The sequence below is a fragment of the Runella sp. SP2 genome (assembly GCF_003711225.1).
Classification (GTDB): Bacteria; Bacteroidota; Bacteroidia; order Cytophagales; family Spirosomataceae; genus Runella.
Window position 1 is genome coordinate 6403888 of sequence record NZ_CP031030.1, and the last position, 25913, is coordinate 6429800.

Annotated in this window: 16 protein-coding genes and 1 pseudogene; 7 read left to right on the top strand and 10 right to left on the bottom strand. The window is 45.4% G+C overall.

All coding sequences use genetic code 11. From position 1 onward, the window contains the following. Positions 1–25: 25 nt before the first annotated feature. Positions 26–3634 (bottom strand): type II CRISPR RNA-guided endonuclease Cas9, encoded by a 3609-nt coding sequence (gene cas9, locus DTQ70_RS25770; protein WP_122933462.1) that lies wholly within the window; start codon positions 3632–3634, stop codon positions 26–28. 282 nt (positions 3635–3916) lie between these two features. On the opposite strand from cas9, the gene glyA reads away from it, so the two are divergent. The 7 genes and pseudogenes from glyA to DTQ70_RS25805 all read left to right on the top strand — a co-directional run bounded on the left by glyA (position 3917) and on the right by DTQ70_RS25805 (position 14485). Further along, positions 3917–5203, top strand: a complete 1287-nt coding sequence (glyA, locus tag DTQ70_RS25775; protein ID WP_122933463.1) for a serine hydroxymethyltransferase — start codon at positions 3917–3919, stop codon at positions 5201–5203. Positions 5204–5939: 736 nt separating this feature from the next. Next, a pseudogene (locus tag DTQ70_RS31360) lies at positions 5940–6341 on the top strand (SPFH domain-containing protein); the annotation flags it as partial. A 402-nt stretch (positions 6342–6743) separates the two neighbouring features. Further along, positions 6744–6926 carry an Arc family DNA-binding protein gene (locus DTQ70_RS25785; protein ID WP_122933465.1) on the top strand — a complete coding sequence of 61 codons (183 nt, stop codon included), beginning with the start codon at positions 6744–6746 and terminating at the stop codon, positions 6924–6926. A gap of 6 nt (positions 6927–6932) precedes the next feature. Further along, positions 6933–8081, top strand: coding sequence for a radical SAM family heme chaperone HemW (gene hemW, locus DTQ70_RS25790; RefSeq protein WP_122933466.1), 1149 nt, complete (start codon positions 6933–6935; stop codon positions 8079–8081). A gap of 74 nt (positions 8082–8155) precedes the next feature. After that, the gene (mtgA, locus tag DTQ70_RS25795; RefSeq protein ID WP_122933467.1) at positions 8156–8908 is read left to right on the top strand and encodes a monofunctional biosynthetic peptidoglycan transglycosylase; all 753 of its coding nucleotides are present in this window, start codon (positions 8156–8158) and stop codon (positions 8906–8908) included. A 249-nt stretch (positions 8909–9157) separates the two neighbouring features. Then, a complete protein-coding gene (locus DTQ70_RS25800; RefSeq protein ID WP_122933468.1) occupies positions 9158–13513 on the top strand; it encodes a GEVED domain-containing protein in 4356 nt (1451 codons plus the stop codon). Between the two features lie 78 nt (positions 13514–13591). Continuing rightward, positions 13592–14485, top strand: coding sequence for a hypothetical protein (locus DTQ70_RS25805; RefSeq protein WP_164490211.1), 894 nt, complete (start codon positions 13592–13594; stop codon positions 14483–14485). Here the strand turns inward: DTQ70_RS25805 and meaB are convergent. From meaB to DTQ70_RS25850, 9 genes are all read right to left on the bottom strand, one after another. Next, a complete protein-coding gene (gene meaB / locus DTQ70_RS25810) occupies positions 14478–15470 on the bottom strand; it encodes a methylmalonyl Co-A mutase-associated GTPase MeaB (protein ID WP_122933470.1) in 993 nt (330 codons plus the stop codon). The two genes, DTQ70_RS25805 and meaB, sit on opposite strands and share 8 nt — an antisense overlap. Positions 15471–15485: 15 nt before the next feature. After that, positions 15486–16163 (bottom strand): 2-C-methyl-D-erythritol 4-phosphate cytidylyltransferase, encoded by a 678-nt coding sequence (locus tag DTQ70_RS25815; protein WP_122933471.1) that lies wholly within the window; start codon positions 16161–16163, stop codon positions 15486–15488. A 4-nt stretch (positions 16164–16167) separates the two neighbouring features. Then, the gene (gene queA, locus DTQ70_RS25820) at positions 16168–17211 is read right to left on the bottom strand and encodes a tRNA preQ1(34) S-adenosylmethionine ribosyltransferase-isomerase QueA (protein ID WP_122933472.1); all 1044 of its coding nucleotides are present in this window, start codon (positions 17209–17211) and stop codon (positions 16168–16170) included. A gap of 136 nt (positions 17212–17347) precedes the next feature. After that, complete coding sequence (locus DTQ70_RS25825) at positions 17348–17908, bottom strand: hypothetical protein (RefSeq protein WP_122933473.1); 561 nt, start codon at positions 17906–17908, stop codon at positions 17348–17350. 27 nt (positions 17909–17935) lie between these two features. Then, positions 17936–19147 carry a GTP-binding protein gene (locus DTQ70_RS25830; protein ID WP_122933474.1) on the bottom strand — a complete coding sequence of 404 codons (1212 nt, stop codon included), beginning with the start codon at positions 19145–19147 and terminating at the stop codon, positions 17936–17938. 96 nt (positions 19148–19243) lie between these two features. Continuing rightward, positions 19244–21610 carry a TonB-dependent receptor gene (locus DTQ70_RS25835; protein WP_122933475.1) on the bottom strand — a complete coding sequence of 789 codons (2367 nt, stop codon included), beginning with the start codon at positions 21608–21610 and terminating at the stop codon, positions 19244–19246. 105 nt (positions 21611–21715) lie between these two features. After that, a complete protein-coding gene (locus DTQ70_RS25840) occupies positions 21716–22720 on the bottom strand; it encodes a toxin-antitoxin system YwqK family antitoxin (RefSeq protein ID WP_229600012.1) in 1005 nt (334 codons plus the stop codon). A gap of 128 nt (positions 22721–22848) precedes the next feature. Continuing rightward, entirely contained in the window at positions 22849–24399 is a 1551-nt protein-coding gene (locus tag DTQ70_RS25845) for a DUF1501 domain-containing protein (protein ID WP_122933476.1), read from the bottom strand. A 23-nt stretch (positions 24400–24422) separates the two neighbouring features. Then, complete coding sequence (locus DTQ70_RS25850) at positions 24423–25799, bottom strand: DUF1800 family protein (protein ID WP_122933477.1); 1377 nt, start codon at positions 25797–25799, stop codon at positions 24423–24425. Positions 25800–25913: the final 114 nt, after the last annotated feature.

Consider the following 25913-nt stretch of genomic DNA (forward strand, 5'->3'; position numbering starts at 1 on the left):
GCGGTCTTCTGCGGGTAAAATAAATTTAAACAGTTACTTCACCAAGTTGGCTTACCTTCACTTTAACAGCCTTTAGCTGAATGTGTGACATCATTAGAAAAGGCATAGATTCACTAAGCGAGAACTCCTTGCTTTCATAACTTGCATTATAACGCGAATGGTTATGTTTGGCAAAAGAGACATAGCCAAAAAGATAGATTTTGCTTTTTATTCCTTCACTCAGTCCTGTTGCTTGATACAGTCGTTTGGATAAATCCTCGGGGTCATTCCACTGAATTTCGTCGGGGGTATTTTCATAGAAAACCACGAAATCGCCTTTTTTTAGATTTGGACAGAGCGGATTAAGCGGAAGTGTCTCTCCTTTTTCGTTGGTAAGTTCGTCGGCAAAAAGAGGTTCACCTTGTTGGCGTTTGCGCACCGCTTCAACAGTAGAAAGGAGTTTAAAATCACATATACGCTTCGTTTCGCCTTTTTTGTTGGTGCTTAGAAGCTGGTAAAAAGCCATGATATAGTTTTCATTTTTTTCAGCATACCGATTAGAAGCAACAATGACCCCGTCGGCATCTTTGGCAGGAATCGCCACAAAACTGCGTACATTCTTACTGATGGTTCTAACTTTTTTAATGACGGGAAGCGTATTTCCTTTTTTACTGCTGGGGTTCGTCGAACGATTCGGATAGTCGTTCAGGCTGTACATATAGACAGGGTTTCGTCGCATTTCCTCTTCCGAAAAGGCTTTGTCTCCCCTATCGCCATATTGTGCAAGCCTTTGTTTTAAAATTTCTCGGATTTGGACGTCCACAATTTTTTCTAAGTCTTTTGAACTTTTGATTAATTCAGGAGTGAGTGCTTTTCGCGTCACAAATACCTCATGTTTGTCAAAGGCATTAGGGTGGGGTTTCTGAATTTTACCAAAAAACGTTTCTTTAAACAAAGCCCCTCGCACACTTTGAACGGCTTGCGTATGCTTTCCTCCTTTCTTTTTACTATGATTTTGCTGGGCAACCAATAAGCGTTGATTCACCTGAGACGCAACCAAAATTTGTTTGAGTGCTTCTCTAATGGATGATTTTTGAATAGGCAAACGAGGTAAGCGATATTCCAATTCTTTGCTAAAAAGCAAGCCATCGTGGTCGGCATTTGCAATCTTCAATTCTTCCCTCACTCTGTGAAATGTGCTGATTTGCTGAACGATAGCGGGCGTACAAAAGCCAATCACCAAGGCGTCAAGGGCATGATGACGGTGGTCGGAGCGGTTTTTACCCTTGCCAAACTGAGCTTGCCACTGTTTGAAGTTCTCTATTTCAATTTTGTTGTTTTCGTCGGCTCGATTCGCAAAGTGACGCCACATTTCTATACCCGTCGCTTCTTCATACATTACTTCTTCAAGCAAACTACCGATTCGCCAAATACGCCTCAGTTCGGAGGTGGCAGCCCCCGTCGTAAATTGCACATCACGACTTACTTCTTGAAGTTTTGAGCGAATTTGCCGAGCAATGTACGACGTATTGGTAAGCTGGTCTGGGCGAAAACTCGGCGGTACTTCTTCTTGCAAGAAACGTTTCTGTTTTTCGGGACTTTTTGAAAATACTTTTTTGATGTGCTCTTTAAAAGCGATAAGAGTCCCTTCCCCTTTGTCTCTCATAAACTCAAAAGCAGTACTGTTGCTTTTCTGTTTATTTGCTTCCGTAAAGCAAAGGGTTTTATTAACGAATGAATTATCCATACTACGGCTGTATGGAATGATATGTTCTATCTCGATTTCTGGGCTCATCAAATCAGCTAGTGGAATCGTTTTAAAAGTATAAGGGCATTTCATGCCTTGTTCCAACCATAAACGATACTTTTCAAAGTGAAGGTCAAAGCCTTTTGAATCAAGAATAAACTTCTGAAAATCTTTCAAATTTTCCTGATTTTCCCCTAGTTCAAGCCAAAGTTCAAATTTATTGATGACGGCACTGTTGGGATATACGATACCAAACTTTCCGTACTTGGTAAGAAAAGCTGCGTACTCTTTACGACGCTTTTCTGTGTCCAAATTTTGGTTTCTAATTTTTTGACGTTCTTGTTTTGGTTTTTTCAACTCGCGGGTAGATTCCACTCGAATCGTAAGTTGTTCGGGATTGATACTGTATTTTTTAATGAGTTGATTCACTAGGCGAATCACTCTCATGGTTGCTTTTTCAACTACTGGGTTTCTCAGCTCATTGTTTTTGAGCTCGCTGATTCTAGGTTTAAGGGGGCGGTTCGCGGCGTTTTGCTCTACTTCGTAACCTGCTTTTTTCAGCGCATCGCGCTCATGTACTCCCTTACGTAGTTCAGGCAGTAGCTTTTGAAGCACCGTAGTAGAGTAGCTTCCGTACCCCTCCTCCAAGTGAATTTCTGTTATAGCGTTGATAATATCAGGGCTAAACTCCCATTTTTGGGCGAGCTTTTCGCGAAGCCAAGCCTCATCTTGGTGCATATAAATGATATGCCAAAGCTTTTCAAGTTGGCCTTGTTGTTCAATCTCTTGAAAAAGCCCTTCTCCCAATACCTGACGTAAAGAAGCACGGGTCTTATTACCCATCAAGTCTTTACCAAGCTCATCTGTGTTAAATTTTACATTTTTAGGTAGTTTCAATAGCTTTTTAGCATCGCCAAAACTCAGACTTTTGCGATTTTGAAGTTCTTCAAATAGCATTCCTCGTTGTTCGTCGTCGAGAGACACATTAAACATCTCTGGATTTTTTTCGTCCGTGATACGAATGTCAAGAAGTTGTTTCAGTAGCCTAAATTCTTGGAATGGTAAAGAGCTCAATGGTGCACAAGGCTTGGACTTCTCATAGCTACATTTCCCGATGAATTTTTTGGGTGACTTGAGCAGTCGTTGATAAAAAATGCAACGATTTTTAATTTGGTGATAGTTGCTATCGGTTAAAATAGCAGGGTAAAATGTACGCTGTTTTTGCCAAATCAGGTCGAACTCGGCTTCAATGAGTGTTCTTTCAAGGTGTCGCCCTTCTCGACGAATACCGCGTGAATTTACCAGTGAGAACTTTTCTGCACCATCCAGGCCCCTTTCGTCGTAGGGTTCGTCGGGATTATGCCATTCACCACGCTGTTGGAGTTCGTGGCTTTTTTCAAACATTTTGAAAAAGTAATGCCCAACAGTTTTACAATTATGAGCAGACATTCGGTTTTTGAGCCAGCTAATTTCGCTTTGAATCGCCCCCTCCTCTTTTTCCTTCTCTGGGTCTTTTCCCACCTCCTTCCTACTACTTTTAAAACCTCGGTACTTGTTGAATAAAAATAAAATCCTACCTAGTTCTTGTAGCGTAATTTGCTGCTCAACTGCCTCTTTGCGCATCTTGTACAAATCAAATGCAGTAATCTTGTGAGACCAATCGGGTATCATTCCTAATGGCTTTAGAAGGGTATTGAGTTGCGCTCTACGTAAGTGATAGCGAAAACGATTTCTCCGTGCACTACGATACCCCCGACGCTCGGCACTTCTTGACTTTTCAACACCCTTTTCTTCTTTATTTCCCATTGGGAAAGTATCTACGCCTAGTTCTAATAGGGTGTTGGTGCTATCTAAGAGGGCAAAACCAATTGAATTTGTACCCGCGTCAAGAGAAATCGTGTAGTGCATGTTGATTGATAAATTGGCGTTTAAAACATATCTTTGCTTCTGAAAGCTTATCACAATAAGGATTATTCCTTAGGCGAGCTTCGCCTGCCCTTCGGTTCGCCCGTTGGGCTTTTTTTTAGTAAGACAATGATACTAAAAATCTAATTTCTGTAAAATTTCAAGAGAAGCCTACAAAATTCTAATTTTCTCAAGCTTGGGTGTGTCTATGTGGTTCGGAAGCAGTACCTTTGCCGAAAATTTCTTCCAAATCGTATTTTGTATCATCCCAAAATCGTACATACAATGGTTTCTACCACGATTGCCCGCGATACCCAAATTTTTGATTTAATCGCCCAAGAACACCACCGCCAAGAGTCTGGAATTGAGCTAATTGCTTCTGAAAACTTTACTTCGCCGCAAGTAATGGAAGCGCAAGGAAGCGTATTGACCAACAAATACGCCGAGGGCCTTCCAGGCAAACGCTACTACGGTGGGTGCGAAGTGGTGGACCAAATCGAACAAATTGCGATTGACCGCCTCAAGGAGCTGTTTGGTGCTACGTGGGCAAACGTGCAGCCGCACTCGGGAGCACAGGCAAACACGGCCGTTTTCTTGGCATGTTTGCAGCCTGGCGACAAAATTTTAGGTTTTAACTTAGCACACGGTGGCCACTTAACACACGGCTCGCCTGTGAATATTTCGGGTAAATACTTCCAGCCGTTTTTCTACGGTGTAGAACAAGAATCTGGTCTTATTGATTGGGACAAAGTAGAAGCTACCGCTTTGAAAGAGCGCCCAAAAATGATTATTTGCGGGGCATCTGCTTATAGCCGCGACTGGGACTATATCCGTTTGCGTGCCATCGCTGACCAAATCGGCGCGTTGTTGTTGGCCGACATCTCGCACCCAGCGGGCTTGATTGCCAAAGGATTATTGAACGATCCACTGGAGCATTGCCACATCGTCACGACTACGACACACAAGACGCTTCGTGGGCCTCGCGGTGGGGTAATTATGATGCGCAACGATTTTGAAAACCCATTTGGCTTGAAAACACCGAAAGGCGACATTCGTATGATGTCTTCGTTGTTGGATTCTGGCGTTTTCCCTGGTACACAAGGCGGGCCACTTGAGCACGTGATTGCAGCCAAGGCCGTCGCGTTCGGCGAAGCACTTAGTGATGACTACACAGAATACGCTCACCAAGTTCGCAAAAATGCCCAAGCAATGGCAAAAGCGTTTGTCGATAAAGGCTATAAGATTATCTCAAACGGCACCGACAACCACTTGATGCTCATCGACTTGAGCAGCAAAGGTTTGACAGGTAAATTGGCCGAAAATACGCTTATCAAAGCCGACATTACCGTAAACAAAAACATGGTTCCATTTGATACCAAGTCGCCAATGGTAACGTCGGGGATGCGTGTAGGTACGCCTGCCATGACAACCCGTGGTTTGAAAGAAGCGGATATGGAGCGTATCGTAGATTTGATGGATGCGGTATTAATGAACGCTGAAAACGAAGCAAAAATCGAAGCCGTAAAACAAGAAGTAAACAACTGGATGGCAGAAGTGCCTCTTTATAAGTAGGCTTTCCTTTTTAGGCTTAACCTTTTGATATACAGTTTTTTATAAATAAATTAAACCCGAAAGAGAGTCAAAATTGGCCACTTTCGGGTTTTTTGTATGTTTTGTTTTTGCGACAAAACTGAAGTACAAATGCAAGATACACTTTTCGACCTTAATGCTGTAAATGCCTCTAAATCGGACTGATTTAGGGTCTATTTATTTAAACTATTGATTGGACGTCTTTAGTTGAACTACTTCCTAAAAAACGATGGTTAAAGCTCCCTCATGGCTTCCTAAACGGGGCTATTTTGGCTTAGTGCTCCTTAAACATTATCTAAAACTAAGCGATGAAAAATTGTTAGAAAGATTTAACACCGAGCGGGTCGCTGCCCAGAACCCAGTCCATCTCCATTTATTCCTTCAATCCCATTTTACGAAATGCCCCATTACCGTTTATAAATTCCCTCGGCCGTTAGTCCGATAATGGGTGATTTTTTGGTATTATTGAGATAGTATTGTAATATCATTTTAATATCAAAAAACGATGAAAGAAAAAGAACTTACCTCAGCCTCTGGCTACGCATTTATTGGTGTGGGATTCGCCCTATGGATTTTGGGCGGAATGATGGCAAGTGCCCAAACGGGCCTGTTAGCAGGACTGCTGTTTTTTCTAGGATGTATTATGTTTGTGGGTTTAACAGTCATCAACCCCAATGAAGCGGCTGTCTCCACTTTCTTTGGAGAGTATGTTGGAACCATGAAACAAAATGGATTGCGTTGGGTCAATCCCTTGTACCGTCGTCGGAAAATAAGCTTGCGAGCGCGCAACCTGAACGGCCAAAAACTGAAAGTAAACGACAAAATGGGAAATCCGATTGAAATTGCAGCGGTTGTCGTTTGGAATGTAGAAGATACGGCTCAGGCGGTATTTGAAGTCGATGATTATCAGAAGTTTGTTGAGATTCAGTCGGAAGCGGCGGTGCGTAAATTGGCAGGAAGTTATTCCTACGATAACATCGAAGACGAAGATGCAGACATTACCCTGCGCGACGGTTCGGGTAAAATAAACGACATGCTTGAGCATGAATTGAACGAACGCTTGGTGCGGGCGGGTGTAAAAGTCATCGAGGCGCGTATCAGTCACTTGGCCTATTCCCCCGAAATTGCAGGGGCTATGCTTCAGCGTCAGCAGGCGTCGGCTGTGGTGGCTGCCCGTAAACAAATTGTGGACGGTGCCGTGGGAATGGTCGAAATGGCTTTGGCCAAACTCTCTGAGAAAGAGATTGTTCACTTAGACGAAGAGCGTAAAGCAGCCATGGTGAGCAATTTATTGGTTGTGCTTTGCGGCGAAAAATCGGTGAGCCCCGTAGTCAATGCGGGAACGTTGTACAATTAAGCCCTAGGTCAGACGATAGTCAGACCGATAAATTATACAATCAGGCTTTTGTAGAATTAGTGGCACCCAGGTCAGACGATAGTCAGACCGATTGGTCTTACGGAATGTTTAGATACTTGTCTGAACATTCCTTTTTTGCGTTATTTACCATTATCTTTTTATTCAATGGCAACCGAAAAAAAGGCGTTTGTACTCAGAATCAGCCCCGAAATGCTCAAAGAGCTGGAACAATGGGCTCAAGAAGAGTTCAGAAGTACTAACGGCCAAATCGAATACGTGCTAAGTGATGCGCTCAAGAAACGAAAAAGGGCATCGAAATCACCTAAGAACCCAGCGTCGCTGGAGTAAATACCCATGCACTTATACCTTCACATTCCTTTTTGCAAACAAGCCTGCCACTATTGCGATTTTCATTTCAGTACCCAACTGAAGTCAAAAACGGAAATGGTGGCGGCTATTTGTCGAGAAATAGAGCTACAACAAGACTATTTGCCAACGCGAATGCTCGAAACCGTCTATTTTGGGGGAGGAACGCCCTCCATTTTGACCCAAAACGAATTGGAACAAATCCTCGAAACCATTCACCGTTTTTTTAAAGTAGAGCCAGGGGCGGAAATTACCCTTGAAGCCAATCCCGATGATTTAACATCTGAAAAACTCCGTGCGTTGAAACTGTTTGTGAACCGTTTAAGCATTGGTTTGCAGTCGTTTTATGAGCCTTACCTACGTTTTATGAACCGAGCGCATAACGCGCAAGAGTCGGAGCAATGTGTAAAGTTGGCCCAAGATCATGGCTTTGATAACCTGACGATTGACCTGATTTATGGCATGAGCCAAGCGCATTTGGGGATGGTTCCAACCCTCAGTGACGAACAACTCTGGCAACAAGACCTTGACAAAGCAATGGCACTCGAAACGCCGCATATTTCGGCCTATAACCTGACCATTGAGCCAAAAACGGCGTTGGGAAATTGGCTCAAAAAAGGAAAAATAAAACCCGTTGACGAAGAGTTATCGGCGCGGCATTTTGAGCAGATGGTTCGCTCCTTGACGCAGGCTGGGTACGAGCAATACGAAATTTCCAACTTTGCTAAAAATGGCCAATATGCCCGCCACAACAGCAGCTACTGGAAGCGGCGGCCGTACCTAGGCGTTGGGCCGAGCGCGCATTCATTCAATGGTGTTTCGAGGCAATACAACGTGTCTAACAACGCTATGTATCTTATTGGTATTCAGGCGAAAAAGCCTGTTTTTGAACTAGAAGAATTGTCAGTCTTTGACCAAGTAAATGACTATATTTTGACCAGTCTTAGGACGATTTGGGGCTGTGATTTGGCGGTTATCTGGGACATAGGGAAAGTTGACTTGCTGAAAGAACAAAAGGAGTACGTTGAAAAATTTCTTGAAAAAAATTGGGTAGAAGTACGAAACAATGTACTGTTTCTCACCGACAAGGGGAAATTATTTGCCGACCGAATTGCGTCTGATTTGTTTTTAGTTTGAACAATTGAATTCCTTTTTCGATTTTTGTTACATCTAATCTGTCACACTATTTGCTAATCACCTTTTAGTCCTCTATGGCTGTTAACCGAATTCGCCCTAACACCCCTGCATCAGCGCCCTTGCCCAAAACAAAAAGTTGGAAATCGATTCTAACGCGTTTTGTGTTAAAGAGCATATTGTATTTTTTGGTTGGGTCGGTGATTTGGGTGACAGTGCTCAAGTTTGTGCCCGTTTGGTTTACGCCTTTCATGCTTGTACGAAAAGTGGAGGCTATTACGGATGGTCGTAGTAGTAAAATTTATTCGGATTGGACTCCCATTGAAGACATGTCAAAAGAGGCGCCGTTGTCGGTAGTAGCTTCCGAAGATCAACTTTTCCCTGAGCATTGGGGCTTTGATTTTAAAGCCATGGGCAACGCATTTCAATCCAATTTGAAGGGAAAAAAAATCAGAGGCGCAAGCACCATTTCGCAACAAGTAGCCAAAAACGTCTTTTTGTGGCAAGGCCGCAGTTACGTTCGTAAAGTTTTAGAAGTATATTTTACGCTCTTAATTGAGGTGATTTGGGGAAAAGAACGTATCTTAGAGGTATATTTAAATGTAGCTGAGACAGGCAATATGACTTTTGGGTACGAGGCTGCTGCTCAACGTTTCTTTCAAAAATCGTCGGCCAATCTAACTCGTACTGAAGCAGCCCGTATCGCAGCGGTATTGCCAAGCCCTTTACGTTTTTCAATTAAAAACCCGTCGAGTTATACGCTGAGACGTACACAGCAAATAGCTCGCCAAATGCGAATGTTGGGCCGAGATTATACCGCAAAACTGTAAGAATATGCTTATTTTCTGAGTTAAATTTTCTTGTAAGTGGCTCATTATGTGTGTTTTAGATTGTTTTTGTATCGGTAGAAAAGTATATTCTACTAGATATATCAACTTTTGGCATAATTATTGCCTGTAAAATTATACTATACCAATTACCCTACGTAAACTTAAATAATTGATTATCACAGAGTTGCCCTCTTGTGGGTTGCGAAGCTGTAACGTCATTTTAACAAGTATTAACGATGTAGTAGGGGCATGATTCGAAATGTTTTACGCATTATTGGGTGTGCGGTGTTTTGGGCCGCGTGGCTGCTTCATTTTGAAGCACACACTCAGGCTGTACCCTGCGGAACTCCCCACGAAAATGCGGACGAAATTCAGCGCCGAGAAAGCCGAGTCATTCAGCTAAAACAAAAGTTTGCCGAACAGTACGCAACAGCCGCCATTCAAACGGTTCAGTATATCCCAATAAAAGCGCATATACTAAGAAGAACAGATGGTACAGGCGGCCTTAGCATCGCAGATCTCAACATCGCGCTTGCCCAAGTCAATTCGTATTATATCAACGTAGGTAGCGGGCTCCAATTTTATTTTTGTGGTTCTCCCAATTACGTCAATAACACCACTTTCTACGATTACGACAATACCGAAGAGTCTCCCCTCTGTAATGCCAACGATGTGACGAACGCCATCAACGTTTATTTTCCCAATACCATACAGTTTGGCAGTTTGGCAGTGTCAGGATACGCGTACTTTCCGAGTACTTTGGCAAGCACTAATCGACTTTTTGTACAGGCCAGTAATGCTACCGATTTGCGAACGTTTACGCACGAATTAGGCCACTATTTTAATTTATTACATACTTTCCAAGGAAGCACAGACCCCAATTTAGCCAACCGTGAATTGGTTCAGGGAGGCAACTGTGCAACAAAAGGAGATTTGGTTTGTGACACCCCTGCCGATCCTTACGGACGAGATTCGGTAAGCTTGCTCGGCTGTAGTTATACTGGAACGGCACGAGATCCCCAAAATCAGTTGTACAATCCGTCGCTTTCCAACATCATGTCGTATTATCCGATTGCGTGCGGAAATACTTTTACGGCAGGGCAAATGAACCGAATCAGCGGAGGGGTTTTGTTACGAACTGATGGTGCAAACCAATATTCACTCACTTGTGGTTCTACCGTCACAGGAGCTAATGTGCCAAGTAATTTAGCAGGAATACTAGGGCCATCGGGAGTAACGCTGACATTTACCGACAATTCTTCTAACGAGTCAGGGTTTATCATTGAGCGCTCAACGACCTCCGCTACCGCGGGTTTTGTACCTATTGGCGGTATTGCACCCAACGTTACGACTTACTTAGACCAAACAACCACCGCGTTTACGACTTATTATTACCGCGTAAAGGCATCCAATTCTTCGACCGATTACAGCGCTGTATATAGCATCACTACAGGGCTTAACTATTGTACTCCAACCTACACTACGCCATGTTCGACGCTCCAAGTATTGATTGATGATTTTATCTTGAGACAGGGAGCCACAACCATCATTAACAACGTCAACTCCAATTGTTCGCCAGGTAATTTTGGAGATTACACCTCCACGCTTTACAACGTAACCGCAGGTAGTACTTACACGTTTACGGCGAGGGCTACTTCAGGGGGCGTTGGTACTTATTTTGACCAACATATTACGATATGGCTTGATTATGACCAAGATGGGGTCTTTGAAGCATCCGAAAGGGTATATCAAAGTACGGATATTTCTTCGACAAGGATGAACCCTACGGCAACCAACTCTTTCACAATCCCAGTGACGGCAAGCGGAATGGTACGAATGCGGGTAAGGTCAAGTTATAACTCGGGGTCGGGTAGTGCAGTTACCGATCCTTGCGTTAACTTAAATTATGGAGAAGCCGAAGATTATAGCTTAATGGTCTCAGGGGCGTCGCCGCCCTCTATTACGACTGGTAGCGTCACGCCGAGTACCGTATGTGCTGGTCAAAGTGTCAGTGTTAGTTTCACAACTTCCAATTTAACCTCTACTTCGTACGTCGTTCAGCTGTCGGATGCGGCTGGAAATAATTTTGTTGATATTCCAACAACGGGAACAAGTAGTCCATTAACCGCAACAATTCCTGCTGGAACGTTAAGTGGAACGGGCTACAGGGTTCGCGTCAATTCTGTTTCACCGAGTGTAACGGGTTCAAACAGCGCAACCTTTACCATCAATAGCATTCCAAGTGCTCCCACCGCTACGACGCCAATTAATTACTGTCAAAACCAAACAGCCGTGGCACTGACGGCCACGGGCAGTAATTTGTTGTGGTACACGGTAGCCACGGGTGGGTCAGGCAACGGGACAGCCCCGACCCCATCAACTTCAACTGCAGGCACAACCAGTTATTGGGTATCTCAAACGGTAAGTGGTTGCCAAAGTAGTCGCACAAAAATTGACGTCATTGTCACGGCCGCACCAAGTGCTCCCGCCGCTACGACGCCAATTAATTACTGTCAAAACCAAACGGCGGTAGCGCTGACGGCCACGGGCAGTAATTTGTTGTGGTACACGGTATCCACGGGCGGTACAGGCAACGCCACAGCGCCAACCCCATTAACTTCAACCGCAGGCACAACCAGTTATTGGGTATCTCAAACGGTAAATAGCTGCGAAAGCAGTCGCACAAAAATTGACGTCATTGTCACGGCCACGCCAAGCGCTCCTGCCGTTACGACGCCAATTAATTATTGTCAAAACCAAACGGCGGTAGCGCTGACGGCAACGGGCAGTAATTTGTTGTGGTACACGGTATCGGCGGGTGGAACAGGTAATTCTACAGCGCCAACCCCATCGACTTCAACCGCAGGCACAACCAGTTATTGGGTATCTCAAACGGTAAATAGCTGCGAAAGTAGTCGCACAAAAATTGACGTCATTGTCACGGCCACGCCAAGTTCTCCTGCCGCTACGACGCCAATTAATTATTGTCAAAACCAAACGGCGGTAGCGTTGAGTGCAACGGGTAGTAATTTGCTGTGGTACACGGTATCGACGGGTGGGTCAGGCAATTCGACTGCGCCAACCCCATCAACGACGACAGTGGGTACAACCAGTTATTGGGTATCTCAAACGGTAAATAGCTGCGAAAGCAATCGCACAAAAATTGACGTTGTTGTGAGTTCTACGCCACCTCCGCCTTCAGTAACAACTCCTGTTAATTATTGTCAAAACCAAACGGCGGTAGCGCTGACGGCCACGGGCAGTAATTTGCTTTGGTACACCGTAGCGACGGGAGGTACAGGCAACGCCACGGCACCGACGCCTTCAACGACGACCGCAGGCATAACCAGTTATTGGGTATCTCAGACCTTGGGCAGTTGTGGTAGTAGTACCCGAGCAAAAATAGATGTCGTCGTTACAGCTACGCCAAGTGCTCCTACCGCAACGACACCGATTAACTATTGCCAAAACCAAACGGCGGTAGCGCTGACGGCCACGGGCAGTAATTTGCTTTGGTACACCGCAGGGACGGGTGGTACGGGTAACGCCACGGCACCGACGCCATCAACGACAACGGCAGGTACAGCCAGTTACTGGGTATCTCAAACGGTAAGTGGCTGCGAAAGTAGTCGTACAAAAATTGATGTGAATGTGACGGCTACGCCTGCTGCTCCTACAGCTACGTCGCCAATTAACTATACACAAGGACAAACAGCAAGCCCATTAACCGCTACGGGTACGTCTTTAAAATGGTACACGGTCCCAACGGGAGGAACATTTAATACGACAGCCCCCACACCATCGACGGCGGCAGTGGGAACCACCAACTATTATGTATCCCAAACGGTAAATTCGTGTGAAAGCCCACGGGCAACCATCGTTGTAAACGTTACTTCTACGTCAACCTCTGTGGCGTGCCCAACCATAAAAATATATTTGGAAGGTGTTTGGGGAAGTACTGAAATGTCAACGACGCTCAACCAACAAGGGCTATTGCCTGGCCAAACACCCGTAAGCCCCTTTGGAGTAGCTACTCCTGCTGGTCAACCTTATAAAACAGCCCCTTGGAATTATTTGGGCACAGAGACGGTAAGTTCTTACGACAGCGATGTGGTAGATTGGGTGTTGATTTCACTACGAACGGATGTAACCAATACCTCCTCAACGGTCTATCGAACTGCGGGTTTACTTCGTAAAAATGGTAATGTGACCTTGGTGGCAGCTTGCCCTACTTTGTCCACGTCGCAGTCTTATTATGTTTTGGTAGAACACCGAACGCACGTTGGGGCGGCGTCTCATACACCTGTAGCCATTGCAAGCAATAAGATTACGTACGATTTTACCCAGCAACAGTCCTATATTCCTTCCAATGCACCTGCGTCGGGGCAGCTTCAGGTTGGAGCTATTCACTGCTTATTTGCGGGGGATTCAAACAAATCTTCTTTTGCTGAGATAAATGCTAATGACTCAAGCACGTGGCGCTTAGACAACGGGAAATTTGCGCGCTATTTACTGACGGATTATAATTTAGATGGAGAAGTAAATGCCAACGACGACATTCTCTGGAGGAAAAACAACGGAAAATTTTCAGGCGTAAGTTTTTAAACCGGCATATTAATTGCCCAATATAAATGGCAGGCTGTTGAGGGCTTTAACAAAAATCGAACCAATTATTCGGAAAATATGAAAAAGTTTAATCTTCTATCTTTTTTAGTTGTCGGGGCGCTATTGATGAGTGCAACTTTTGCCAAGGCCCAAGGACGTTATGAGGTGAGGCTTGTTCCAGGGAGTTATAACTGCGCCAAAGATTCGGTGACGATGTGCGTAGAAATCCGTGCTACTTCTGCCGATAGTGCCTTTGTGATGGGGAATGCCAATATTTTGTTAACGTATCCCACAAACCAGTTGAGTAACCCCGTTTATAGAAGTCGGGGAGTATTTAGTGGAGGAACCTATTCGTTGCTTGGAATGACCCGGACGCCAGGAGATCCTACCAGTGCATTAAGTATTAACATCGTAAATAATGGGGTGAATGGAGAAGGAACAACGGTGGATACCAACTGGAAAACAGTGGCGTGTTTGGCATTTAGTACCGCAGGAAATACCAGCAAATGTTATAGTATTTCGGTGAGTTCAAGCAATCCGTCAACGGTCGTGACAATGGCATATCCTGATCCTGCTGACCCACAAAATAATATGTCATTGACAAGACAAGTGTCGCAAGGAGCGTTGACACCTATCAATAACCAATGCCCAGCTACACCTACAGTAACATTGTCAGGTGGAGGAACAATTGCAGCAGGAGGAAGCTCTACGCTGACCGTTACGTCCCAAAATAGCGTATTACCAGCGACGGTAGCGTTAAACGGTGGAATTTCGGTAACACTGACACAACAAGAGCCTAGCAAGACCGTAACAGTCACTCCAACCAATACAACTACTTATACGGTACAGAGTGTCACGGGCGATTGTGGAACTGGAACTGGACAAGGAACAGCGACTGTCACTATTCAAAGTGCTGGTACAGACTGCTCAAATGTTAAGTGTGTACCTGTAACTTTCCGAATTATTAATTAGGGGAGTTTTTAAAAATCTCTAATAGATAGGTGGCTGCTTTAATAGGCAGCCATTTTTCGTTTTCTACCTGTGCCGCTATCTCGCCAAGTTGTTGTAGAACCTTGGGGTGCTGATAAAACTGCTCTTCTAAGGCATACCGAATGAGGCTGTGCATCCATTCGAGGCTTTGCTGTTGACGGTTTCGATGGAAAAAGCCGTTTTGTTGTACTTGCTGCGTAAAGTGCTCAATCATTGCCCAAATAGCATCCAAACCCTTATTTTCGAGGGCTGAGCAGGTTTTTACCTGTGGATACCAACCATTTTCGGTGGGGGGGAACAAGTGAAGCGCATTTTGATATTCGATTACTGCTCTTTGGGTAGCAGGCTGATTGGTGCCGTCGGCCTTGGTGATGACAACGGCATCTGCCATTTCCATAATTCCTTTTTTTATGCCTTGAAGCTCATCTCCTGCACCTGCCAGCATCAACAAAAGGAAAAAATCGACCATGCCTTTGACCAAAGTTTCAGATTGCCCTACGCCTACGGTTTCGATAAAAATTATTTCAAAGCCAGCGGCTTCGCACAAGAGCATCGTTTCGCGGGTTTTATTGGCAACTCCTCCAAGTGAGCCACTCGAAGGAGAAGGCCGAATGTAGGCCAAAGGGTCGTGGGAAAGTTCTTCCATGCGGGTTTTATCGCCCATGATACTTCCCTTTGAGCGTTGGCTGGTGGGGTCAATGGCCAAAACGGCAAGCTTTTTGCCAAGACCCGTTATTTTTTTGCCAAAAGCTTCAATAAACGTGCTTTTTCCAACACCTGGCACACCCGTAATTCCAATGCGAACAGAACGCCCAGTGTGCGGTAAAATGAGCTCTAAAACTTGCTGCGCTAGTTCTTTGTCGGAAGGAAGCTGACTTTCGATAAGGGTGATGGCACGACTTAAAACCATTCGGTTGCCCGAAAGAACGCCTTCAACATAAGCCTGAACTGAAAGACGATGTCGCAAGGGAGTGACTTTTGGTTAGTGATGAGAACCTAAAAAAGCCTCTGCCCAAAGAATGTCTTCGGGCGTTGTGATTTTAATGTTTTCGTACGCCCCGTCGATGAGGGTTACTTCACGGCCCGCAAAGTTGAGAACGCTGGCACAGTCGGTGAAGAAAGGCTGCTCAGGAGCGTCAAAAGCTGGGCGCATCCAATCGAGTCGGAAAGTTTGGGGTGTTTGAACGAGTTGGTAAGAAGCGCGTTCGGCTGATTGGTTGCTGCCGTCTTCGGCCACAAATCGGAGAGAGTCTTTGAGCGGAACGCTCGTGACGGCAGCGCCCTTGTCGGCGGCAACCTCAAACCCTTTGGCAATGATTTCGGGGGTAACAAAAGGACGAACTCCGTCATGAACAGCGACGAGTCCTTCTTTTGTGCTGATGCGTTGAAGCCCGTTTTTGACCGATTGGAAGCGGGTGCCACCGCCAGTAACGGTGACAATCGGAGGGTAGAATTCGTGCTTGTCGCACAGGGCGTACCAAGCTTGCATTTCGCTGGCTGGGAGAACCAGAATGAGCTGCAAAGAGAAATCATACGAAAGGAATTTCTCAATGGTGTGCATTAAAATGGGTTTACCGCCAATTTCAATAAATTGCTTTGGCATCTTTTTCCCCATGCGTGTTCCGCTTCCCCCAGCGACGATAATGGCAAATTTTGTCATTTGCTTAGATGATCAACATGGCGTCGCCGTAGCTGAAAAACTTATATTTTTCTTTGATGGCTACCTCGTAAGCCTCCATGATTAACTCATGTCCACCGAATGCGCAAGTCATCATCAATAGAATGGACTCAGGTAAGTGGAAGTTGGTCAATAGCGCGTTTGAAATCTTGAAATCGTATGGAGGAAAAATAAACTTATCAGTCCATCCTACAAATGGCTTAACGCGATTATTGGCCGATACCGAAGATTCAAGTGCTTTGAGAGAAGTTGTTCCAATGGCACAAACCTTCTTCTTGTTGTCTAATGCGTTGTTAATAATCACCGTACTTGGTTCAGAAATTGCATAATTTTCTGAGTCGGTTTTGTGCTTGGTCAAATCTTCGACATCCACTTGGCGGAAAGTACCTACGCCTACGTGTAAAGTGATAGGCGCAAAATTAATCCCCTTGATTTCCATGCGGCGCTGAATCACTTTTGTAAAGTGCATCCCCGCGGTAGGTGCCGCTACAGCGCCTACGTGTTGGGCAAAGATAGTTTGATAACGCTCACGGTCAGCATCTTCTACTTTGCGCTTGATGTCGCGCGGTAGGGGAGTTTCGCCTAGTTCGTCGATGGCACGCATGAGCTCGTCGTGGTTGCCATCATATAAGAAGCGGATCGTACGGCCGCGCGAGGTGGTGTTGTCAATGACTTCTGCTACCAAATCGCTATCGCCAAAATACAATTTGTTTCCAACCCGAATTTTACGTGCGGGATCCACCAATACGTCCCAAAGGCGCATTTCGCGGTTAAGCTCGCGCAACAGAAATACTTCGATTTTAGCCCCTGTTTTTTCCTTTTGTCCGTACAAACGAGCAGGGAAAACTTTGGTATCGTTGACAACCATTACGTCGCCTTCGCTGAAGTAATCTATAATTTCGGAAAATTTTTTATGTTCAATTTTCTTAGTTTGACGATTTACCACCATTAAGCGGGAGTCGCCACGATCGGCTGGATAGAGCGCAACAAGGCTCTGAGGAAGGTCAAACTTGAACTCGGACAGTTTCATATATCTTTTTTATCTAAAAGACACCTCAAAAAATTAAGACCGCAAAAGTACTAATAAATAAGCGATTTTCAGTTACTTTGGTGCTTTTTTTTAGATATATCCCTTCCTCAGAGGTTTTGAGAATTAACTTGACGCTTTAGGGAACGAGTGACAATGGAAAAGTAACGTTGGCATCGTCGCTACCAGGAGTGACAGTCCCGTTCTTTACTGGTTGACCATTAACGGGCGGTTGGTGACGAAGCTGTACTTTTATCGTACCTGTGCTGGCTGCTCCTGTCACTAGCGTACCTGCCAATCCAATGGGTAGGTTGCGGCTGTCTTTATCAGTGGCGGTGTAAGTAAACAGGCTAGATGCACTTGGGGTTACTACGACTAAGTGCTCATCTGCTTCTTCCAAAATCTCGCTATTAATGCTTTCTGCTGGGGACACACTTTCATTTAAAAATTCTACCTCAAGTTTGTAAGTGCGGCTTGGGCGTAAAGAAATAGCGCTGATGGTAGGGGCAGCACCACCGTCGCCGTCCAAATCTTTCCACTCAAAAGTTTGAGTTGTCGTTGTGCCATTTTCGGTAAATTTTAACCGAACTGTGGTAATCAACTCGTTTTCATCCTCGGGAGCGGGATCTTCTTTTTTGCAACTTCCAAGGGTTAAAACTAAACCTAATAGAATGATAAGCCGGGTGTGAAAAAGTGACATAGTTTGATGGATATGTTGAATGAAAAATTATAAAACTGGGAATGGGTCAAAAAAACGTTCGTTGGCTTCCATTTTTTTGATTTCTGCTTCGGTACAAAGACACGCAAGGAGTTCTTGCTCAATCGCTTTGGGGTTTAAATCTTGCCCAATAATCACAAGTTCGTTTTGACGGTCGCCAAAACGCTTATCCCATTTACTTTCGATGAGCTTTTGATTTGAGACGTAAGCCGAATACCGAATTCGCTGGTTAAAAGGCATGCTGCACCACCAAACTCCCGCGCTTTCAGCACGAAGGGAGCCGCCTGCTTGGCTCCAGTTAATGGCTTCGTCGGGGCGGGAAGCTAACCAAAAAAGTCCTTTGCTGCGGATAATGCCTGCGTGCCAATCGTTGGAAAGGTAATTCCAAAAGCGCTCAGGGTGGAAAGGGCGCTTGTCTCGAAATACAAACGAACTGATGCCGTACTCTTCGGTTTCGGGCGTGTGTCCTTTGCCTGAGGCTGTGTTTTGTAACTCTTGAATCCAGCCTGCGGATTGCTCGGCTTTGTCGTAGTCAAATAGACCCGTGTTTAGAATCGTGGAAGGAGGCACTTTGCCAAAAGTCGTTGGGATAATTTTTGCTACGGGGTTCAAGGACTTGATGATGGCTGTTAACTCTTCTAGCTGTGCTTTGGTGACTAAATCGGTTTTGTTCAATAGGATGATGTCGGCAAACTCAATTTGGTCGGTCAATAAGTTGACAATTGTCCGATAATCTTGCGGGTCTTCACTGAGTTGGCGCGTTTGAAGGGTATCCACCGAACCAAAATCTTTGGCAAAATTGAAGGCATCCACCACCGTGACCATGCTGTCGATTTGTGCCCATTTAGACAAATCAATGCCGTTTTCTTCGTCCACAAACGTGAAAGTTTGCGCCACAGGAACAGGCTCAGAAATGCCTGTGCTTTCAATGAGTAGGTAGTCAAAGCGGTTTTCTTTGGCCAGCCGTTCTACTTCTACCATCAAATCTTCCCTGAGCGTGCAACAAATACAACCATTCGACATCTCAACGAGTTTTTCTTCGGTGCGAGAAAGGGTGTTTTCTCGCGCTACAAGCTGTGCGTCAATGTTTACCTCACTCATGTCGTTCACAATGACCGCGACTTTAAGTCCTTCCTTGTTGTGAAGTACGTGGTTGAGTAGGGTGGTCTTACCTGCCCCCAAAAAACCTGACAGTACGGTTACGGGCAATTTTTTTTTCATTTGTGGCTATTTTTGCAATAATGTTGCAAATGTAATTAAAGTTTCACTTGCATCAATGTTGCAATTGACTTTTGAGCAGAATTTTTTGCAAAGGAATTAAAACGTATAGCGAAGTTTCAGGGAGATATTGCGGCCTTGTTCGGTTGCAAAGTAGCGAAACCGATTGAGGTAGTCGCGGTACGAAGTATTAAGGGCGTTTTGAACCGCAAAAGTCCAATGTAATTGCGACGATTCCTTGAGCGACAGAATGCCCCCTATGTTTATATTCCACAAATGATAAGCCGAAGGAGGTTCCATAAAATCACTGTTAGGCGGTACGCGTCGCTGTTTGTCCACCCAAAGGTGGCTGAGTGTCACATAGGTATCTTTGGAAGAAAACACTTTCCCAACATTCCAACGCAATTCATTTTCGATGCGATTGGCAGGAATAAACACCAAATACCCCTGCTCACGGCGGTCGTAAGCGCGCAAATAAGAGAGTTTTAAATTATGGGAAAAATGCTTTGGAATTATATCCCACTGAGTATCAAGGTCGAAGCCCGTAAATGTGGCGTCGGTTTGGGTGTATTTGAAATAGGGGAACGCGCCACGGATGGTCAAAATAGGTTCGGCTTGGGGCTTTAGGTAAATAAAATCAGAAATTTGGTTGTGATACATTCCCAATTCTCCCTTAAAACGTTGGCCAGTGTATTCCACACTTCCGATGAGGTTGTAAGCGATTTCAGGCCGAAGAGTTTCGTCGCCTTCTTCGTACGAAGCTGCTCCGTGGTGAACGCCTTTGCTGTACAATTCATTGGGCGTAGGGGGCCGCCAAGCTGTTCCAAAATTGGCTCGAAACGACAACTTTTCGTCGGGGGTATAAACTACGCCAACGGTCCCAGAGCCATTATTAAATGAATGATGTCGAGGGTCAGGCGTGCTGCCAATGAAGCGAAAAACATCCAATTGGCGCCAGTCAAAACGAGCGCCAGCTTCCAACTCCCAGTGTTGAAATACCCAACGTTCTAGCCCAAAAACGCCGATATTGGTTTGCTCAAAATCAGGAATCAGTGGCCGCCCGTCCGTAAAGTTGTACTGATACAGTCCACTTAGGCCAAGTTGTCCACTCATTTTGCCGTTGCCAAGTGGCTTGTGGTCAAGCACAAGGTCGCTGGTAAGGGTAGTGATGCGGAATAGTAGCGCGGGAGTAGTGGATGCTTGCGGCCCGTGCAAGTCATACTCGGCCCGACGGTTAAATTGCCGCCCGACGGTCCAACTAAGTCGGTTGCCGTTAAAATTATAAAATGCTTTTCCTTTGAGAAGGTTATGGAGAATGAGCTGGTTGGGGCGTTCGATGTTGCGGGTGAAGTCCGTTTTGATAAATGGTTCGCCGTTTTTGATGACGTTTAATAAATCGGACGTACTCCCAATGTGTGAACCCGAAAAAATGCCAATGTTATTAACAAATTGGCTAAAAAATGCTTCAACGCCAAAGCGGCTGCTTCGGTAGCCTGTTGTGACCGAAAAATTGTTTTCTCGCACGCCCGTATTGGCCATAAAATAGTCGGGAGTGCGGATGTTGCCACCGTTTTTGAGGGTGCCTTGAATACGCCACGCCCAGCCTTTCCACTGTGGTAATCCTCCTTGCAATGTACCTGACACAACCCCAATGCGGCCGTTGGAAAACGCCGCAGCATTCACTTCGCCACTCAGTCGTGGGGTTTTGGGAAGCTCGTCGGGCTCGACCAAAATAACGCCCGCAATGGCGTCAGAGCCGTAGCGAACACCTGCTGCTCCTTTGACAACGGTTAGGCGTTTGGCAATAAACGGGTCGATTTCGGGCGCGTGTTCTGAGCCCCACTGTTGGCCTTCTTGGCGAATGCCGTTGTTCATAATGACGACCCGATTGCTGTGCAGACCGTGGATGACGGGCTTGCTAATCGATGCCCCAGTTTGCAGGGTTGTGACGCCCGATATTTTTTTGAGGGCGTCGCCCAACGTTTCACCACGGGTGAGGTCGAGGGCTTGACCTTCTAAAAGGCTACTTTTTTGGGAAAGAGGCGTTTGGATGCGCCGTGCAACAATCTCGACGTCCTGAAGGTGAACCTCATCTTCTCTCAGGTTCAGGTCCTCTTCGGCGCTGTGCTCAAGAACAATGGAGGTTTTAATGATTTTATACCCAACGATTCGGCATTCGAGGGTGTATTTCCCTTGGCAAATTTGGTCGATTTTATACCGTCCTGAGGTGTCCGTTGTGGCAAAAAAGGAAGTTCCTTCGATGCGTAAAATAGCCCCAACGATGGGTTGACGGGTTTCACGGTCTTTGACGACTCCCTTGATGAGACAGTGGCAATCTTTCGCAGTTTGACCGTAAGCAGAGTGAAACAACAAAAAAAGAACCCATCCAGTGAAGAATTGATGCTGCCAACGGCGTCTTGGGCGCGTCGGGAATATTGAGGAAGGAGGAAGTTCTTTTTTATTCATTTTGGACAAAAGTACTTCATCTGCAACGAAGTTGCAACTATAAAAAGTTCACTAAAAAACCTGTTGGGTAGTTCTTTCTAAAAAGAAATTCCAACAGGTTTTAGCTTATTTTTCAGACTCTTCGGTGGTGTCGGCGTCTTTGGGGCGTTCGTAAATAAGTTTGCCCTTATCGTCCCATTCGCTGAGAACCACTGCTTCGCCGTCTTCATACCAGTAGCGAGGGTAGCGGGTTACTTTTTTGCGTTGACGACGGTATTGGTAGTATTCATTCCAGGTTCCGACGGGGAAATCGTTGTCGTATTGGCCTTTGACCATGAGCTGACCACCGTCATAAAACATCAGGTAATCACCTTTGCGTTTGCCAAACTGCACTGGAATCACTTCCCGCACCTTGGTGTGTGCCGAATCATAATAGGTGACTCTTGACTCGGCAGGAAATCCGTGTTTCCATTTGCTTTTGTCCAACAATTTATAATCGCCGTCGTAACTTTCCCAGCGCCCATCTTTGGTGCCGATGTAATAATTGCCTTCTTCGACCAAATTTCCCGACACGTAGCGTTTGTATGGGCCGTGCAAAATCAGCGCCGCTTCTTTGTCTTTCATCACCGATTTAGTAATGATGCGGTTGCGGGTATCGTACCAATACACATCCAGCCCATCGTAGGTACGTGGTTGGCGGTATTCTTTCAGAACGTGAAATTCGATTTGCGTAATACGGTCGCCACTTCCCGTGCTAGAGGTCATGCGGTTGATGGCAAGCCCTTCGTAATCGGTATGGTATTTTTTCTTTTTCTGCCTGCGTGCCTTTTCTTTTTTCTTAATATCCTTGATTTTGAGGCCAAGGTCGGGCAGCGTTTCACTGAAAAACTCTTTAGCATCCGAGGGTTTGACGGATTTACCTCCGACGGTGGCACCAACTCCAAGGCTAGGCGTGGCAATGCCTGCTTTTTGGAGCATGCTATCGGCCTGCGCTTTTCGTTCTTTAAGTTGTTGCGATTTGGTTTTGCTCGACGAAGGGTTTTGCTCTTGTGCAGCAGCCGTAAATGCCAAACAAAGCGTAACAAATGCAGGAACAAAGCGGAAAGAGGACATACTCGAATGCAAAAACATGGTAATTCTACGTGTTTGATACGAAACTAACGAATCATTTGCCAAAATTATACCAAATTTTAAAACGTTGCGCCGCTGATTTTGTTGTACATCCAATTATTCGCCTTTCGTTGTCTTTCTTTCCTTCGTTATGCTTTTAAAATTCGGATTACTTTTTTCCCTGCGTCGCATTGCATTGCACACAAATAAGGGCCTGGTATCCAGTAGTTTCCGTCAATAATCTCTGAATATACGCCCGCCGCCATGTTGCCTTCTTTAATCGTACCTACTTCACGACCCATCATGTCGTACAGGCCGATTTTGACGTACATGTCTTTTTTGAGTGAGTACAAAAGGGTGGTGTAGGTCGTGAATGGGTTGGCTCCGCTTTGTTCAAACGTAAACTCTTGGTTGGTAGCCACGTATCCACTCGTCGATTGGCGGAAAATAGGAAGCGTTGAGAACGTTTTTCCTCCCATAATCTTTTGGACAGTGCTAGATTCTACCCCTAAGTGGTCTTGCAAAATGCTGGCGTAGATTTGGCGGAAATCGTACTCAAATTTGATGTCGCCGTTGCCGTCGAGGTCACTCAAGACAGGATTTCTTCCCAATATCCCTCCCCTAACGCCCGAACCAATCACAAACAGTGGTGCCGCTGAGCCGTGGTCGGTACCCATGGTGCCATTTTGCGACACCCGTCGGCCAAACTCTGAGAAAGTCATGACCACTACTTTGTCGGCCAAGCCGCGTTTTTCCAAGTCTTTTTGGAAAGCAGCCACGGCATCCGAAACAGTTCTGAGCAAATTGGCGTGGGTGCCAGTGTTGGTGGCATTGGCCACTACTTGGTTGGCGTGGGTATCAAAACCCCCAATCGTGGTAAGATAGATTGGAGTTTGAAGCCCACCGCCAATAAGCTCGCTCACAATTTTGAGCTGACTTGCCAAGTTTGTTGTAGGGTAGGTGTAAAGATTTTTGAGAGACTTATCCCATTTTTGTTTGATAATGCCCGAGTAGGCCACCGACTGGGTCGCTACTTGGCGCATAAAACGAAGTTCGTCGCCTGCAAGGGTATCAGGAACAGGTTCATTATCGAGGGTCGTTCCTGTGACAAGGTTATAAAAATTAGTAGGGTTACTAAACACTACCCCCGTTGAGCCGAGGTCGGTTTGAATCAACAACGACTCCACCGAACCCAGCTGAATAGCCATGGGTTCTTCGGGGATTTGGAGGGGAAACCCTGGGTAGAGTTGGGTCAAATAGCGTCCAACCCAGCCTTCATCCCAAAATTCGGCCGCATCAGAGCCCGTCAACCAAATATCGGTAGAACGAAAGTGTGAACGGTTGGGGTTGGCATAACCTACATTCTGAACAAGGGTCAGTTTACCTTTGTCGTATAAGTCTTTAAAAGCTGCCATTGCAGGATTGAGTCCCATCTGACTTGTCAGGGGCAATACGTTTTCTTTTTTGATGGCAATGCTCGTACGCTTGTTGTAGTACAACGAGTTTTCGTACGGCACGACGGTATTCAAGCCATCGTTTCCACCCGCAAGCTGGACTAAAACCAAGATTTTTCCGTTAGTTGCTTCCATATCGATGGAAAACGGATTATGGGCAAAAGCTTTGACGGACATTCCGCCCATTCCAAAAGCGACCCCACCCGACAAAAAGCTTAATTGTTGTAAGAATTCTTTCCGATTCATAAGTTATTTTCAGGGTTGAAGGGTTACGCAAACTGAAATTCTGGCAGGCGCATAATCGCTTTGAGCAACGCTTTGATTTGGTTGTCGGCGCCAGGGGTACTGGTGGACCAGTTGGCGAGAATCGTACTGCCCAGTAAGGTCGAAAGCAGCGACTGTTTTTTTGCCGCACTTATAGGAAACTGCAAAAAGAGACCCACCATATCGTCCACCAATTTGGTCGCATCTTCCGACGTTTTGAAGGTACGGGCGTAGGAAACAGGCGTATTAATTTGTTTAAATTGGGTTGCTCTGGCATTTCCCATGTTGTTGACGATATAGTCGGAAAGACTGCCGCGCGTGACAAAAGTGGTTGAGCTAATCCAATCGCGTTGCCCTACCCATCCTTGTACATCTGGGGGGTAAAAAAGTTGTTGTTGAAGTGCTTGCGTTTGCGTATAGATGTACGGCCAATCGTTGGTCGTATTGACTTGTTCACGAGTTAAATCAAAGGCTTTAAGAATACCCACGGTAATTTCCATGGGGTTTTTAATTTTGGCGCCTCGGTATTGTGGGTTAAAAAACTCCTCAGAAGTGAGCATAAACTTTAATACGGGGCGTATTTCGTAATTATTTTTACGAAATACATCGGCCATTTGCTTGACAAAAGCCTCGTTGGGTTTATAAAACACAAACTCTTTGAATAGCTTGCGACAAACGAACTCGGCCGCTTCGGGTTTTTCGAGAATCAAGTCCACCACGTCGCCGTGTTTATAGTTGCCCGTTTTTCCAAAAATAGTTTTATTGATATTGGCGAAACGGTTTGGATTGAATACCGCATTGAGCCCGTTTACTTGCCAACCTGTAAAAGCAAGGGAGGCTTGTTTGATGTCATTTTCGGTATAATTCCCAACGCCAAGCGTAAACAGCTCCATGATTTCGCGGGCGTAGTTTTCGTTGGGATTGGTTCCATTACTCAAACGACCGTCCAAGTAAATCAACATGGCAGGGTCGATGGAAATATCTTTGGTTAATTGCCTAAAATTTCCCCAAGCCGAACGCCGAAATAAGTTGTTTTGAATGTACAAATGCTGCGGGTAGTTGACTTTATCTCGTGCCGAAACGAAGTGATTATGCCAGAAAAGTGTCATTTTTTCTCGCATATTTGTACCTTCCGACAGCATGAGGTCGTACCACCAGTACGTCATGGCGCGGTAGCGGTCGCCTTCGAGTGAGTTATTGACAGGCGTTTCCGTTACCCAGTCTCCTGGAGATGAAGGAAGCGGTCGGTCGGCCAATAATTCCTTCTCAACAAAGTCGTTGAGCGTTGTGTATGATAACGCTTTGTCGAGGTCTTTGCGAGAATAACCAAACAGGCAGCGAGACAGCAGGTGTTTGGCGTTAGAAACATCCCACACTGGCATAGTAGATAGTGATTAGAGGGTACTTTGCTGATAGCATTTTAGGTTAGACAAAGGTATATAAAAAAGGTTTAATAAGGGAGGTTAGCCTTTTTTAGTAGCCCAATGAATTAATAA

Coding starts and splice junctions, on each gene's coding strand:
- DTQ70_RS25800 (WP_122933468.1), top strand. CDS start 9,158: ATGATTCGAAATGTTTTACGCATTATTGGGTGTGCGGTGTTTTGGGCC.
- DTQ70_RS25835 (WP_122933475.1), bottom strand. CDS start 21,610: ATGAATAAAAAAGAACTTCCTCCTTCCTCAATATTCCCGACGCGCCCA.
- DTQ70_RS25825 (WP_122933473.1), bottom strand. CDS start 17,908: ATGTCACTTTTTCACACCCGGCTTATCATTCTATTAGGTTTAGTTTTA.
- mtgA (WP_122933467.1), top strand. CDS start 8,156: ATGGCTGTTAACCGAATTCGCCCTAACACCCCTGCATCAGCGCCCTTG.
- DTQ70_RS25805 (WP_164490211.1), top strand. CDS start 13,592: ATGAAAAAGTTTAATCTTCTATCTTTTTTAGTTGTCGGGGCGCTATTG.
- DTQ70_RS25850 (WP_122933477.1), bottom strand. CDS start 25,799: ATGCCAGTGTGGGATGTTTCTAACGCCAAACACCTGCTGTCTCGCTGC.
- queA (WP_122933472.1), bottom strand. CDS start 17,211: ATGAAACTGTCCGAGTTCAAGTTTGACCTTCCTCAGAGCCTTGTTGCG.
- DTQ70_RS25845 (WP_122933476.1), bottom strand. CDS start 24,399: ATGAATCGGAAAGAATTCTTACAACAATTAAGCTTTTTGTCGGGTGGG.
- glyA (WP_122933463.1), top strand. CDS start 3,917: ATGGTTTCTACCACGATTGCCCGCGATACCCAAATTTTTGATTTAATC.
- hemW (WP_122933466.1), top strand. CDS start 6,933: ATGCACTTATACCTTCACATTCCTTTTTGCAAACAAGCCTGCCACTAT.
- DTQ70_RS25840 (WP_229600012.1), bottom strand. CDS start 22,720: ATGTTTTTGCATTCGAGTATGTCCTCTTTCCGCTTTGTTCCTGCATTT.
- DTQ70_RS25785 (WP_122933465.1), top strand. CDS start 6,744: ATGGCAACCGAAAAAAAGGCGTTTGTACTCAGAATCAGCCCCGAAATG.
- cas9 (WP_122933462.1), bottom strand. CDS start 3,634: ATGCACTACACGATTTCTCTTGACGCGGGTACAAATTCAATTGGTTTT.
- DTQ70_RS25815 (WP_122933471.1), bottom strand. CDS start 16,163: ATGACAAAATTTGCCATTATCGTCGCTGGGGGAAGCGGAACACGCATG.
- DTQ70_RS25830 (WP_122933474.1), bottom strand. CDS start 19,147: ATGAAAAAAAAATTGCCCGTAACCGTACTGTCAGGTTTTTTGGGGGCA.